11 protein-coding genes are annotated in these 13,885 nt (G+C 42.8%); all 11 read left to right on the forward strand.

The features are described from left to right. Positions 1-149 precede the first annotated feature (149 nt). The 11 genes from FCV43_RS11220 to FCV43_RS11270 all read left to right on the forward strand — a co-directional run bounded on the left by FCV43_RS11220 (position 150) and on the right by FCV43_RS11270 (position 13,869). Positions 150-1,595 carry a YfcC family protein gene (locus FCV43_RS11220; RefSeq protein ID WP_113795422.1) on the forward strand — a complete coding sequence of 482 codons (1,446 nt, stop codon included), beginning with the start codon at positions 150-152 and terminating at the stop codon, positions 1,593-1,595. Between the two features lie 1,079 nt (positions 1,596-2,674). After that, positions 2,675-3,895, forward strand: coding sequence for an arginine deiminase (gene arcA, locus FCV43_RS11225; protein WP_113795421.1), 1,221 nt, complete (start codon positions 2,675-2,677; stop codon positions 3,893-3,895). Between the two features lie 107 nt (positions 3,896-4,002). After that, positions 4,003-4,917, forward strand: a complete 915-nt coding sequence (arcC, locus tag FCV43_RS11230) for a carbamate kinase (protein ID WP_017053214.1) — start codon at positions 4,003-4,005, stop codon at positions 4,915-4,917. Between the two features lie 99 nt (positions 4,918-5,016). Then, positions 5,017-6,027, forward strand: coding sequence for an ornithine carbamoyltransferase (gene argF, locus FCV43_RS11235; RefSeq protein WP_017053213.1), 1,011 nt, complete (start codon positions 5,017-5,019; stop codon positions 6,025-6,027). Positions 6,028-6,535: 508 nt separating this feature from the next. Next, positions 6,536-7,465 carry an aspartate carbamoyltransferase gene (gene pyrB / locus FCV43_RS11240; RefSeq protein WP_017053212.1) on the forward strand — a complete coding sequence of 310 codons (930 nt, stop codon included), beginning with the start codon at positions 6,536-6,538 and terminating at the stop codon, positions 7,463-7,465. A gap of 16 nt (positions 7,466-7,481) precedes the next feature. Continuing rightward, complete coding sequence (gene pyrI, locus FCV43_RS11245; protein ID WP_017053211.1) at positions 7,482-7,946, forward strand: aspartate carbamoyltransferase regulatory subunit; 465 nt, start codon at positions 7,482-7,484, stop codon at positions 7,944-7,946. Between the two features lie 322 nt (positions 7,947-8,268). Continuing rightward, positions 8,269-8,757: an arginine repressor gene (locus FCV43_RS11250; RefSeq protein WP_017053210.1), complete on the forward strand. Its 489-nt coding sequence runs from the start codon at positions 8,269-8,271 to the stop codon at positions 8,755-8,757. 177 nt (positions 8,758-8,934) lie between these two features. After that, positions 8,935-10,785, forward strand: coding sequence for a protein-disulfide reductase DsbD (locus FCV43_RS11255; RefSeq protein WP_136995237.1), 1,851 nt, complete (start codon positions 8,935-8,937; stop codon positions 10,783-10,785). Between the two features lie 207 nt (positions 10,786-10,992). Then, entirely contained in the window at positions 10,993-11,628 is a 636-nt protein-coding gene (locus FCV43_RS11260; protein WP_017053208.1) for a response regulator transcription factor, read from the forward strand. Positions 11,629-11,888: 260 nt separating this feature from the next. Then, positions 11,889-12,155, forward strand: coding sequence for a DUF4212 domain-containing protein (locus FCV43_RS11265; RefSeq protein ID WP_017053207.1), 267 nt, complete (start codon positions 11,889-11,891; stop codon positions 12,153-12,155). 10 nt (positions 12,156-12,165) lie between these two features. Then, entirely contained in the window at positions 12,166-13,869 is a 1,704-nt protein-coding gene (locus tag FCV43_RS11270) for a sodium:solute symporter family protein (RefSeq protein ID WP_017053206.1), read from the forward strand. Positions 13,870-13,885 lie beyond the last annotated feature (16 nt).

A 13,885-nucleotide genomic window follows, 5' to 3' on the forward strand; every position in this document is an offset into this window, starting at 1 on the left:
TTATTGGTTTAATGCATTATTTAATTAACTAATCATTTCGCATTTTGATTAAAATTCTTTATTTACCCAATTTTGGATCAGCTATTTATTTTTGACTCGCGAATTCACACTGAACTGCCTTTAGAGCAATGACGTGAAAGGAGATTGCTATGACTACCGAAACTGTTCAAAAGGAAGAAAAAGGCGGCTTTTTTGCTAACTTTAAATTCCCTTCTGCTTACACTATTTTATTCCTACTGATTGCAACTGTTGCACTTCTAACTTGGATCGTTCCAGCAGGTCAATACGACCGTGCTATGAACGAAGACCTAGGCCGTGAAGTGCCAATTACTGGTACCTATAAAGCGACTGACGGTAACCCGCAAGGCGTTGTTGATGTACTAATGGCTCCAATCGATGGTTTCTACGATCACAACAGCTATGAAGCGGCTGCGATTGATGTATCACTTTTCATTCTAGTTATCGGTGGCTTCCTTGGCCTAGTAACTAAAACAGGTGCTATCGATGCAGGTATCGAACGTGTAACCGCTCGTCTTGAGGGGCGAGAAGAGTTAATGATTCCGATACTCATGGCGCTCTTTGCTGCTGGTGGTACGGTTTATGGTATGGCGGAAGAGTCTCTACCATTCTACACGCTACTTGTTCCAGTAATGATGGCCGCTCGCTTTGACCCATTAGTGGCAGCAGCAACGGTTCTACTAGGTGCTGGTATCGGTACTCTAGGTTCAACGATTAACCCGTTCGCTACTGTTATCGCAGCAAACGCAGCAGGTATCCCGTTCACTGACGGTATCGTGCTACGTGTTCTTATGCTTGTTATCGGTTGGGTTATCTGTGTTGGTTACGTTATGCGCTATGCAAAAATGGTGCGTGCAGACCAAACTAAATCAATCGTTTACGACAAATACGAAGAAAACAAAGCGCACTTCCTTGGAAACCAAACTGGTGAGCTTCTTGATTTCACAACCACTCGTAAAATCATTCTAACTATCTTCGCAGCTTCATTCGGTGTAATGATTTACGGTGTATCGGTTGCTGGCTGGTGGATGGCAGAAATCTCTGCGATGTTCCTAGGTTCAACTATCCTTATCGGCCTTATCGCTCGCATGAGTGAAGAAGAGTTCACCACTAGCTTCATTGATGGTGCTCGTGACCTATTAGGTGTTGCGCTAATCATCGGTATCGCACGTGGTATCGTGGTAGTAATGGACCGCGGTATGATCACTGATACTATCCTGTTTGCTGCAGAAAACGCAGTAACTGGCTTGTCATCTATCGTGTTCATCAACGTGATGTTCCTATTAGAAATTCTACTATCATTCCTAGTTCCTTCATCTTCAGGTCTAGCGGTACTAACAATGCCTATCATGGCACCTCTAGCTGACTTTGCTGGCGTAGGACGTGAACTCGTTGTAACGGCTTACCAATCTGCATCTGGTCTAGTGAACTTAATGACACCAACGTCTGCAGTGGTTATGGGTGGTCTTGCTATCGCTCGTGTACCATACGTTCGCTGGGTTAAATGGGTCGCTCCGCTACTTGCAATCCTATTGGTTGTAATCATGGTTACGCTAAGTATCGGCGCTATCATGTAATCACAGTCTTGACTGTAAAAACCGCCTACGGGCGGTTTTTTTTCGCTCTGTATTTGTCTTGCTCAACGTCCTTTCCTATCGTCCATCACATGCCCCAGCTCTTACTCATGGGCATTACCTCTTCTACCGCATGCTGACCCATGAGTCGTCATGCTGACCCTTTTCTCTTTTCTTATCGCCAGTGATGCCTGGCCATCAATCTACAGGTATCGACATGCGAGCCGCTAGATCGGCGTGGGCCATTAAACTGCCCAGCCTATTCAGCCCATAGGCCTCTCCTTCAAATCTTCAAATCTTCAAATCTTCAAATCTTCAAATCAAGCATACACACGGAGACGTACCATCAAGCCATGGTCGCATCAACATCAACAGTAGAAGTAGAAGTAGAAGTAGAAGTAGACCAACAGTGTAAGTAAACCCCTATTATCTATGCGTGTTTATTAATTGATTTTGATAGATTTATATATATCACGGCCATTCATCCATAACATTTATGGCTAATTAAATGGTTGGAACATAATTAATGAGTATTTTTGAATAACTATAAAAAAAGAAATATTACAATATTATCGCCGACTCATTTTGAATAATAAAAACGACTCTGATTCGCTAAAAAAAACACAATTAACCCAAAATATAAAATGTGACCTACAAGCACTTTACGTAAAAAAGTTTTGTTAAAAAAACACACAATCCAATCTAAATGCATATAGATACACAGTTATAGTGAATAAGAAAATTGCATATCCGCATTACCACAGAAATTATTATTGAATAAATTTCCCATAAAAATCCAGCATTCAACCCACAACGGCATAAATAGCGAATAATTACGCGAAAAAACCACTAAAAACCCATGTCAATTTAAAGTAAATTGCTGCATAAAATTTGTTACAAGCCCCGCCACACAAGGGTTTCACGTGAATAATCTATTTGTGACTAACCTCTAAGAATCCTATTCACTCTGGAGTAATATGGGCTCCAGAAAGAAAAACTGGATATTTAAATTAATCCTTTATTCCCTACGAAATAATAATGTGCTTTTAAATATAAAAGCATTCAAATAGAGAGATAAGATTATGAGTAAGTTCTATGTAGGTTCTGAAGTTGGCCAACTACGTCGCGTTCTAGTTCACCGTCCAAGACGTTCACTTAGCCACCTAACACCATCTAACTGCCACGACTTATTATTTGATGATGTGTTAGCAGTAGAACGTGCAGGTAAAGAGCATGATGCATTTACTAAAACGTTACGTGACCAAGGCGTTGAAGTTTTACTTCTAACAGACCTTCTTGCTGACACTCTAGCAGTAGCTGAAGCGAAAGAATGGTTGCTGACTCGTCAAGTTTCTGATTACCGTTTAGGTAAAACATTTGCAAATGACGTACGTTGCTACCTAGCTGACCTACCAAACGTTGAACTTGCTAAAATCCTAACGGGTGGTTTGTCTTACGCTGAAATGCCAATGAAATCATCTTCTATGATGCAAAGCATGCACGCTCCGACAGACTTCATCATCGAGCCTCTACCAAACCACCTATTTACTCGCGATACTTCTTGCTGGGTATACGGCGGTGTTTCTATCAACCCAATGGCTAAAGAAGCTCGTCAACGTGAAACTAACCACGTTCGTGCAATTTACCGCTGGCACCCAACGTTCGCTGGTGCAGACTTTGTTAAGTACTACGGCGACGAAGAAAAAATGTACGACCACTCTACAATTGAAGGCGGCGACGTTCTTGTAATTGGTAAAGGTTCTGTACTTATCGGTATGTCTGAGCGTACAACGCCACAAGGTGTTGAGCAGTTAGCTTCTAGCCTATTCAAACATGGCCAAGCGAAACAAGTTATTGCAATGGAACTTCCTAAACACCGTTCTTGCATGCACTTAGATACAGTAATGACGCACATGAACGAAGATACATTCTCTGTTTACCCAGAAGTGGTTCGTAAAGACGTTCAATGCTGGAGCTTAACTGGCGACGAAACTGGCGCTGTTAACGTTAAAGAAGAAGGTTACTTCGTTACTGCTATCGAAAAAGCACTAGGCGTAGACAAGCTAAACCTAATCACAACTGGTGGTGACAACTTCACTGCAGAACGTGAGCAATGGAACGATGCTAACAACGTACTAACTGTTAAACCAGGTGTTGTAATTGGTTACGAAGGTAACACTTACACTAACGAAAAATACGACAAAGCGGGCATCACAGTTCTACCTATCCCAGGTGACGAACTTGGTCGTGGCCGTGGCGGCGCACGCTGCATGAGCTGCCCAATCGAACGTGACGGTATCTAATCGCCACCTTCAACTAAGCAATTCGTGTTAAAGCAACAAAAACTAAGCTAAATACTAAGGTCGGAATAACGATTTCGACCTTAGTCAGAATTCAAAGAGAATCGATTATGACTAAGCAAACTGTTGTCGTAGCGTTGGGTGGTAATGCACTACTACGCCGTGGTCAGCCACTTGAAGCTGATATCCAACGTGAAAATATTGAAACCGCAGTTAAAACTATCTCTAAGATCGCCGAAGAGTACAACGTAGTTCTAGTGCACGGAAACGGCCCGCAAGTTGGTCTATTAGCACTACAAGGTTTGGAATACAAAAAAGTAAGTCCATACCCATTAGACGTTCTGGGAGCAGAAACTCAAGGCATGATCGGCTACATGTTAATGCAGGAATTTAGAAACTACCTTCCTCAAACGCATATCTCTTGCATGTTGACTCAAATGACTGTTGATCCAAAAGATCCAGCGTTTGCAGACCCAACAAAACCAATCGGTCCAATTTACGAAGAAGCGGAAGCGAAAGAATTGGCTGAGAAATACCGCTGGTCAATTAAGCCAGACGGCAAACATTTCCGTCGTGTTGTGCCTAGCCCACAACCGACAGGCATCATCGAAAGCGACGCTATCACTACGCTTATCGATCAAGGCCACTTAGTAATCTGTACTGGCGGTGGCGGCATCCCAGTAAAAGAAGAGAACGGTAAATTAGTCGGTGTTGAAGCAGTTATCGACAAAGACATGTCAGCAGCTTTCCTTGCGAAACAGCTAGACGCAGATGCACTACTTATTTTAACTGACGCTGACGCGGTATACCTAGACTGGGGCAAACCAACGCAACATGCTCTAAGCGCAACCACACCAAGCGAATTATCTCAGTACGAATTCGATGCAGGATCAATGGGGCCTAAGATTGAAGCTTCATGTGAATTCATCAAACAAGGCGGCAAGTTAGTTGGTATCGGCGCACTTGAAGATGGCCTACGCATCTTGAAGGGCGAAGCGGGAACTAACATCAAACGCGACGCTTAATAGTTTAGAAAGATAAAAATACTTAAACCCCATACTTAATTTAGACATGCTCCCTACACCTATTGTCGTAGGGAGTCATAATACAAGAAGGAATACATCATGGCTTTTAACCTACGCAACCGTAACTTCCTAAAACTTCTAGACTTCACTCCACGTGAAATCCAACACATGCTAGAACTAGCAGCTGAGTTGAAAAAAGCGAAGTACAACGGTTACGAGCAGCCTCGCCTAACGGGTAAAAACATCGCGCTTATCTTTGAAAAAGCATCTACTCGTACTCGTTGTGCATTTGAAGTTGCTGCATATGACCAAGGCGCTAACGTAACTTACTTAGGCCCTTCTGGTTCTCAAATCGGTTACAAAGAGTCAATGAAAGATACAGCACGCGTTCTTGGCCGCATGTACGATGGCATTGAATACCGTGGCTTCGGTCAAGAAATCGTTGAAGATCTTGGCGCATACGCTGGTGTTCCAGTATGGAATGGTCTAACAGATGAGTTCCACCCAACTCAAATTCTTGCTGACTTCCTAACTATGCAAGAGCACGGCCGTGGCAAACAGCTACACGAAATGACTTTTGCTTACCTAGGTGATGCTCGCAACAACATGGGTAACTCTCTAATGGTTGGTGCTGCGAAAATGGGTATGGACATTCGTCTAGTTGCTCCTAAAGCATTCTGGCCTGAAGAAGAGCTAGTAGCTCAATGTCGTGAAATCGCTGAAGAAACTGGTGCGAAAATCACTGTTACTGAAAACGTTCAAGAAGGTGTTGAAGGTTGTGACTTCCTTTACACTGACGTTTGGGTATCAATGGGCGAAGCGAAAGAAGCTTGGGCTGCACGTATCGACCTAATGATGCCTTACCAAGTAAACATGGAAATGCTAAAAGCAACTGGCAACCCACATGTTAAATTCATGCACTGCCTACCTGCATTCCACGGTGAAGATACAGTAGTTGGTAAAGAACTTGCTCAAGAATACCCAATGCTTAAAGACGGCGTTGAAGTAACAGATGAAGTGGTTGAATCTAAGCACTCTATCGTATTCGATGAAGCTGAAAACCGCATGCACACAATCAAAGCAATCATGGTTGCGACACTAGGTCAGTAATTGATTATAGTTTGATGCATGAACCATAGTTAAGCGCATATTATTAGGCTCTCCTATTGTTCTTAACTGTCATATTGCGAGTAATATCTTGGATATTACTCGCATATTTTTTTGCACCGATAAAAGTTAAAGCCCAACAAAATTAATAAAATTCAAAATCTTAACGCCAACCCTCCTGACAAGTAATTCGCATACTTCCCGCATAAACTTTCACCTGAAAATTAGTTTACGAAAACGTTTGCACTGTATAGAATTCTACGTATAATCCTTCGCAATTTGCCAAAATAGAGAAAGAAATGAAGACGACCAATCTACAATATTTGATTGCACCGAGCCTGAAAATGGCGTCGTTATCTATTTCATATTTTTTCGAATTTTGGTTGTTATTGAAAAGATCCTATTAAAAGCCTCCTATTATTGGAGGCTTTTTTTTGTCTTAAATTTGGTGCGGCCCGCTATAGGGCAGCTTTGATTCATCAGTTTGTTTCGTTGTTAAAGGAAAAACGTTATGGCGCATTCGTTATTTAATAAACATATCATTTCAATTCCAGAGCTATCTCGTAGTGAGCTAGAGTTGATCGTAGAGACCGCTGGGCAACTTAAAGCAGAACCAAACCCTGAGTTATTAAAAAACAAAGTGGTAGCAAGTTGCTTCTTCGAACCTTCAACTCGTACTCGCCTCTCTTTTGAAACCGCCGTTCAACGCTTAGGTGGAACTGTCATTGGTTTTGATAACGGTGGCAATACATCACTAGCGAAGAAAGGCGAAACTCTTGCCGATTCAGTGCAAGTTATCTCATCTTATGTGGATGCCTTTGTTATGCGTCACCCACAAGAAGGGGCTGCACGTTTAGCGTCTGAATTCTCAAATGGCGTGCCAATTGTGAATGGCGGCGACGGTGCGAACCAACATCCAACTCAAACACTGTTAGATTTGTTCTCAATCTATGAGACTCAAGGAACACTGGATAACTTGAATGTAGCTTTTGTTGGTGACTTGAAATACGGACGTACGGTTCACTCACTGACCCAAGCGCTTGCAAAATTCAACAACGTTCGCTTCTTCTTTATTGCTCCTGAAGTTCTATCTATGCCTGATTACATCTGTGAAGAGTTGGATGATGCTGGCATTAAATACAGCATGCACAAAAACATCGAAGAAGTAGTACCTGAATTGGATGTTCTGTACATGACTCGCGTACAGAAAGAACGCTTTGATGAATCTGAATACGCGCACATGAAAGCGGCTTATATCTTAACGGCATCAATGCTAGAGCCCGCAAAAGATAATCTGAAGATTCTTCACCCGCTACCTCGTGTGGATGAAATCACAACAGATGTCGATAAGACCAAACACGCATACTATTTTGAGCAAGCCGAAAATGGCGTTTATGCTCGTGAAGCATTGTTAGCACTAGTCCTAAACAAAGAACTTTAAGCAGGGGGAATTTATCATGGTAAAAGAGACTCAACTACAAGTAGAAGCAATCTGTAATGGTTCAGTAATTGACCACATCCCTGCTCACGTTGGCATAAAAGTTCTGAAGCTTTTTAATATGCATAAAACCAACGAGCGCGTTACGATTGGCTTAAACCTACCGTCATCAGCACTAGGTCATAAAGATTTAATCAAAATTGAGAATGTGTTCATTACTAATGAACAAGCGAACCAATTGGCGCTTTACGCCCCAGCAGCAACAGTAAACCAAATCGAAAATTACAAAGTTGTCGATAAGCTCACACTATCGTTACCAGAGCAAATCAACGCGATTTTTGAGTGCCCAAACAGCAACTGTATTTCTCATGGCGAACCAGTGGAAAGTGGCTTCAAAGTTCTACTGAAAAAAGAGCGTGTACAGCTTAAATGTAAATACTGTGAGAAAGTATTCTCACGTGGAATCATGACAGAAAAACGCTAATTTAAGTCGATTTAAAGACAAACATGCTAACTCGGCCCATACTGATATTATAGTCAGTATGGGCCGTTTTTTATATTTAACACCTTTGCAATAACTTCAACTATTTTAGCGCACTTTAGATGTTAAAATTCAGAACAAAGAACCCATCAAAAAGCTTAATTATAGTTTTTTATTTGGTGATTAAGCTCAATAAACCAATATAAAGATACTGATAACATCGGCATACTAGTTAATAATATTTGCCTCTCTCATCGCCTTTAGCCTTTTCGTTCAACACTGAACCTAAGCTTGTGACTAAAAGCAGACTAATAAGGAGTTGTCCGTGAATACTGAAAACATACAGGCTACGGCGCTAACTGCCGACGATAAAACATTAACCGCTGCATGTAAGCGTTTACTTCAACAACAAAGTTTTGCGACGCAAAATGACCTACGTTTGCGTTTAATTGAACTTGGGTATGAAGGGATAAGTCAATCAACAGTATCACGCTTATTATCCCAATTGGGTGTCGTTAAAGTGCAAAACGCTTGCGGTAAGAAAGTGTACTGCATGACAGTGGAAAGTGCGCCAGTTCGTGTTGGCTCGTCGATCTCTTCTCAAATTGAATTTATTACACATAACCAATTAATGGTTGTGATTAAAACTCACCCTGGCAGTGCACAGCTTGTTGCGCGCTTAATTGATATCGATCCACACGGAGAGATCTTAGGGACTGTCGGTGGTAATGACACCGTGATCGTCGCACCAAAAGATGTCAGCAATATTGAAGCATGTGAGCGCGTCGTAAAAGAGCGTCTTGGCGTACTATAAGCTTTCATTCTATACAATGGCCTAATCATTAGGCCATTGCTCTTCTGCAACTCGCATCTCTGTGTTCCCCCCCCCACCACATAAATCATATTTATTTTTTAATAATGAAACTTATCCCCATAAAATCGGGTCTCATTGAGTTAATATACTTTTAACTTAATTCTAGTAAATTTCATTATGCGCGCACTCGTCACTCTGTTTTTCATTGGGTTAATGACCGTATCTAGCCCTGCCCTTGCTCTATTTGGTAACAGCGATAAATCCGCTGCTTTTGCTCCAACAGACAATAGTTTTGTGCCTGTTGATCAAGCCTTCCCATTGAACTTTTATCAACAAGGCAACCAAATATCTTTGGATTGGCAAGTCAAAGAAGATTACTACCTCTACCAAGATCGTATTTCAATCAGTGCAGAAAACGTCACTTTAGGCGATATTCAAATGCGCGATGGGAAACCTTACCAAGATGAGTTTTTTGGCAAGGTAAACATCTACACTCAGCCACTGTTTGTTGACGTTCCGCTGAGCGAATACCAAACTGGCGCACGCTTGATTGTGCAATATCAAGGCTGTGCAAAAGCGGGATTTTGTTACCCACCAGAAACCCGAGTGATAGACCTCAGCCCATTCAATACTAATGGCGATAAAACGGCGACTGATCCACGCCCACCTCAAAAGGCAACCTCAGCAATAACTCAGTCCGAGACTCCTGTTGCCGTAGTGCCATCGACTACTTTGAATCCTAATTCTGCGAATGTCACTCCGGCTTCAAACGATTCAAGCTTAGCCGATAAACTTGGCAATAATTGGTGGACACCTTTCCTATTTCTCGCGCTAGGTGTTGGCCTTGCTTTCACTCCGTGCGTTTTACCTATGTACCCTATTTTAACGGGTATCGTATTAGGGAGCGGCAAGCTCAATCATCGACGAGCATTAGGGCTATCTTTTATTTATGTGCAAGGAATGGCTCTCACTTATACCTTACTCGGGCTAGTGGTTGCTTCCGCTGGAATGCAATTTCAAGCCGCAATGCAACATCCTTACGTATTAATAGGTTTGAGCGTGCTATTTGTTGGGTTAGCGATGTCGATGTTTGGCGTTTATAACTTACAACTCCCAAGCAGCGTGCAGACATGGTTGAATACTCAAAGTAATAAGCAGCAAGGCGGCAATAGTTTCGGTGTATTTGTCATGGGGGCAATTTCAGGGCTAGTCTGCTCTCCGTGTACGACAGCTCCCTTATCTGGCGCACTGCTTTATGTCGCGCAAAGTGGTGATCTACTTACGGGTGGTATCGCCCTTTATGCGCTCGCAATGGGGATGGGGATACCTCTCATATTAGTTGCCGTATTCGGAAATAAGTTACTGCCTAAAGCCGGTGGTTGGATGGATAAAGTGAAAACTGTTTTCGGTTTTATCTTACTCGCGGCTCCAATATTTTTGCTTGAACGTATTCTTCCTGAGTTTTGGTCAACCGTGCTTTGGTCAACACTAGGTTTTGCGGCATTTGGTTGGCTGTATCACACCAAAAACGCCTTACCATTTGGAGGATGGAAACAGAGCTTGATCGGTATAATTGCGGTTTTAGGTCTGTTTGCCTCGGCGCAGCCAGCACTCAACTATTGGTTCTCAGACAGTAGCTCACCACAAACTAGAACAGAAACGACGAGCAGTTTTATCCGCGTGAACAATGTTACAGAGCTAGAACAACAACTAGTGGAAGCGAAAAAGTCAGGCAAGCCAGTCATGCTCGATTTCTATGCAGATTGGTGTGTCGCTTGTAAAGAGTTTGAGAAATACACCTTCCACCAGCAAGAGGTTGAACAGAAGCTAAAAGAGTTCGTATTACTCCAGGCCGATGTGACTAAGAACCAGCCACAAGACATTGAATTATTAAAGCAATTGAATGTTCTTGGCTTACCAACTATCGAGTTCTGGGACGGTAAGGGTAACTATGTTCCAAATGCTCGAATTACCGGTTTTATGCAAGCAAAACCTTTTCTTCACCACATTCAAGCTCATAACTTATAAAACAGAATCAACTTTTCAGAGTTGATTGATACCCGTAATTAAGCCGTTTACCTCTGCGTGAACGGCTTTTTTTTGAATCCAATGCAAGATCATGGGTGCATATGAATAAAAGTCGATATGCTTCAGACTTTTAGTGCATAAATATTGTTCAAAACAGGTTTAGCGATAATAATAAATTTAACTAAATTATAAAAAGTGTATAACGTCATGGATTCGACCTACACCATTATCATTGCCGATGATCACCCCTTATTCCGTAACGCCCTATTCCAGTCTGTACATATGGCGATCAGTGGCGCAAATCTCTTAGAAGCAGATTCACTCAGTGCGCTGCTTGATCTTCTTGCTAAAGGTGAAGAACCTGATCTGCTACTGCTGGATTTAAAAATGCCAGGAGCAAACGGGATGTCAGGGTTAATTCAATTACGTGCAGAACATCCCGATCTACCCATTGTGGTGATCTCTGCAAGTGAAGATGCAAGTGTTGTCGCACAAGTGAAAAGTCATGGTGCATTTGGCTTCATCCCTAAATCGAGCGATATGCGATCACTGATTAGCGCGCTCAATCAAGTCCTCGCAGGCGACCCTTTCTTCCCTGAAGGATTAATTACCAACAATGCGGCCTGCAATGACCTTGCAGAGAAGATCGCCACTCTTACCCCTCAGCAATACAAAGTGCTCGGCATGCTGTCTGATGGCCTGCTCAACAAGCAAATCGCTTATGAGTTACATGTCTCCGAAGCCACCATCAAAGCGCATATGACCGCAATATTTAGAAAACTCGATGTTAAAAACCGAACTCAAGCGGTCATTGTTTTACAACAAATGGAAAGTGAGCTCTAGACGATCGTCTTAAGATAAATCTTCTCTGATTCCTATTGAACGTTAGACCTTAGGCTAATTTAACAACAAATTAACATCACACTTTACCCCTCCTATCTGATTAAGCGCCCATTTTTCGGGCGTTTTTTGTTTTATTCCTCCCGACTAAAGTTGCACAGATCTCTTGATTTTAGGCTGCTATCTTCTAAATCGTAACATTACGTTAACACGGTAATTATCTACAAAAACAGTTTCTACGAAATGGAATCAAGGAGAAGGTCATGTCGTTCGAATCAACAGAACATGCTCAAGCCTACTGGAAGGAAAACTTGGGGATAATGGGGTCACTACTTGCCATATGGTTTGTCGTGTCATATGGAGCAGGCATCTTATTTGTCGATGCTTTGAATGTCATTCAGTTTGGTGGCTTTAAGCTAGGGTTTTGGTTCGCACAACAAGGTTCAATATATACCTTTGTCGCCTTAATCTTTATTTACGTTGTTCGCATGAATGCGCTCGACAAAAAATACAACGTACAGGAAGACTAGAGGCTAGAACATGGATATTCAAACTTGGACGTTTATATTGGTCGGTATTACCTTTGCGGTATATATCGGTATTGCTATCTGGGCTCGTGCTGGATCAACCAGTGAGTTCTACGTTGCAGGCGGTGGTGTACACCCTGTAGCAAACGGCATGGCAACTGCAGCCGACTGGATGTCAGCAGCATCATTCATCTCTATGGCAGGTATCATCTCATTCGTTGGTTACGACGGTGCGGTTTACCTTATGGGTTGGACAGGTGGTTACGTACTACTTGCGCTATGTTTGGCCCCTTACCTGCGTAAATTCGGCCAGTTTACGGTGCCTGATTTCATTGGTGAGCGTTACTACTCGAAAACAGCTCGTATGGTAGCGGTATTCTGTGCAATCTTCGTATCGTTTACGTACGTTGCAGGTCAGATGCGTGGTGTGGGCGTTGTATTCTCTCGTTTCCTCGAAGTTGATATTAACCTCGGCATCATCATCGGCATGGGTATTGTGTTCTTCTACGCCGTACTTGGTGGCATGAAAGGCATCACTTATACGCAGGTTGCTCAATTCTGTGTTCTCATTTTCGCTTTCCTTGTCCCTGCGATCTTTACCTCAATTATGATGACGGGCAATCCACTACCACAAGTCGGTATGGGTTCTACAATTACGGGTAGCGATGTTTACCTACTCGACAAACTGGATGGCTTAACGGAAGAGCTCGGCTTTACCGCTTATACCGAAGGTAATAAGAGCATGGTCGATGTCTTCTTCATCTGTGCTGCTCTAATGGTTGGTACTGCGGGTCTGCCACACGTAATCATTCGTTTCTTCACAGTTCCTCGTGTTCGTGATGCGCGTATCTCAGCAGGTTGGGCACTACTGTTCATCTCATTGCTTTACACAACCGCACCAGGTGTTGCTGCCTTTGCTCGTGTAAATATGATTGAAACAATTAATGGCCCGGACATGCAAGGTGTCTCTGGTGAAGAAGCACCAAGCTGGTATAAAAACTGGGAAAGCACAGGTCTTGTTGGCTGGGAAGATAAGAACGGCGATGGCAAGATGTTCTACTCGGGCGATGAGCGTAACGAGATGAAAATCAATCGTGACATTATCGTACTAGCGTCTCCAGAACTTGCAAAACTACCAAACTGGGTTGTTGGCTTACTGGCGGCAGGTGGCTTAGCGGCTGCACTATCAACCGCTGCGGGTCTATTACTGGTTATCTCGACGTCTATCTCACATGATTTACTGAAGAAAGGCTTTAGACCTAACATGACCGACAAACAAGAGTTGCTCGCCGCTCGATTGGCTGCAATGGTTGCGATTGTTGGTGCGGGCTACTTAGGTATTAACCCTCCAGGCTTTGTTGCACAGGTGGTAGCGTTCGCATTCGGTCTTGCTGCGGCGTCCTTCTTCCCTGCAATTATCCTAGGTATCTTCTATAAGAAGATGAACAAGGAAGGTGCGATTGCAGGTATGTTGGCAGGTATCGCCTTCACAGCAAGCTACATTATCTACTTCAAGTTCATCAACCCAGCAGCAAGCTCACCTGAAAACTGGTGGTTTGGTATCAGCCCAGAAGGCATCGGTACGCTAGGTATGTGTCTAAACTTTATTATCTCTATTGCGGTAAACAAAGTAACGGCTGAAGTTCCTGAAGATGTACAAGAGATGGTTGAGTCTATCCGTTTCCCTAAAGGTGCGGGTGAAGCTCACGACCATTAATCCAATAAGGACTGAG

The sequence above is a fragment of the Vibrio genomosp. F6 genome (assembly GCF_005146325.1).
Classification (GTDB): domain Bacteria; phylum Pseudomonadota; class Gammaproteobacteria; order Enterobacterales; family Vibrionaceae; genus Vibrio; species Vibrio cortegadensis.

What these genes read in the sequence shown, in the direction of transcription:
- FCV43_RS11220 (WP_113795422.1), top strand. Translation starts at nt 150, where the DNA reads ATGACTACCGAAACTGTTCAAAAGGAAGAAAAAGGCGGCTTTTTTGCT.
- arcA (WP_113795421.1), top strand. Translation starts at nt 2,675, where the DNA reads ATGAGTAAGTTCTATGTAGGTTCTGAAGTTGGCCAACTACGTCGCGTT.
- arcC (WP_017053214.1), top strand. Translation starts at nt 4,003, where the DNA reads ATGACTAAGCAAACTGTTGTCGTAGCGTTGGGTGGTAATGCACTACTA.
- argF (WP_017053213.1), top strand. Translation starts at nt 5,017, where the DNA reads ATGGCTTTTAACCTACGCAACCGTAACTTCCTAAAACTTCTAGACTTC.
- pyrB (WP_017053212.1), top strand. Translation starts at nt 6,536, where the DNA reads ATGGCGCATTCGTTATTTAATAAACATATCATTTCAATTCCAGAGCTA.
- pyrI (WP_017053211.1), top strand. Translation starts at nt 7,482, where the DNA reads ATGGTAAAAGAGACTCAACTACAAGTAGAAGCAATCTGTAATGGTTCA.
- FCV43_RS11255 (WP_136995237.1), top strand. Translation starts at nt 8,935, where the DNA reads ATGCGCGCACTCGTCACTCTGTTTTTCATTGGGTTAATGACCGTATCT.
- FCV43_RS11260 (WP_017053208.1), top strand. Translation starts at nt 10,993, where the DNA reads ATGGATTCGACCTACACCATTATCATTGCCGATGATCACCCCTTATTC.
- FCV43_RS11265 (WP_017053207.1), top strand. Translation starts at nt 11,889, where the DNA reads ATGTCGTTCGAATCAACAGAACATGCTCAAGCCTACTGGAAGGAAAAC.
- FCV43_RS11270 (WP_017053206.1), top strand. Translation starts at nt 12,166, where the DNA reads ATGGATATTCAAACTTGGACGTTTATATTGGTCGGTATTACCTTTGCG.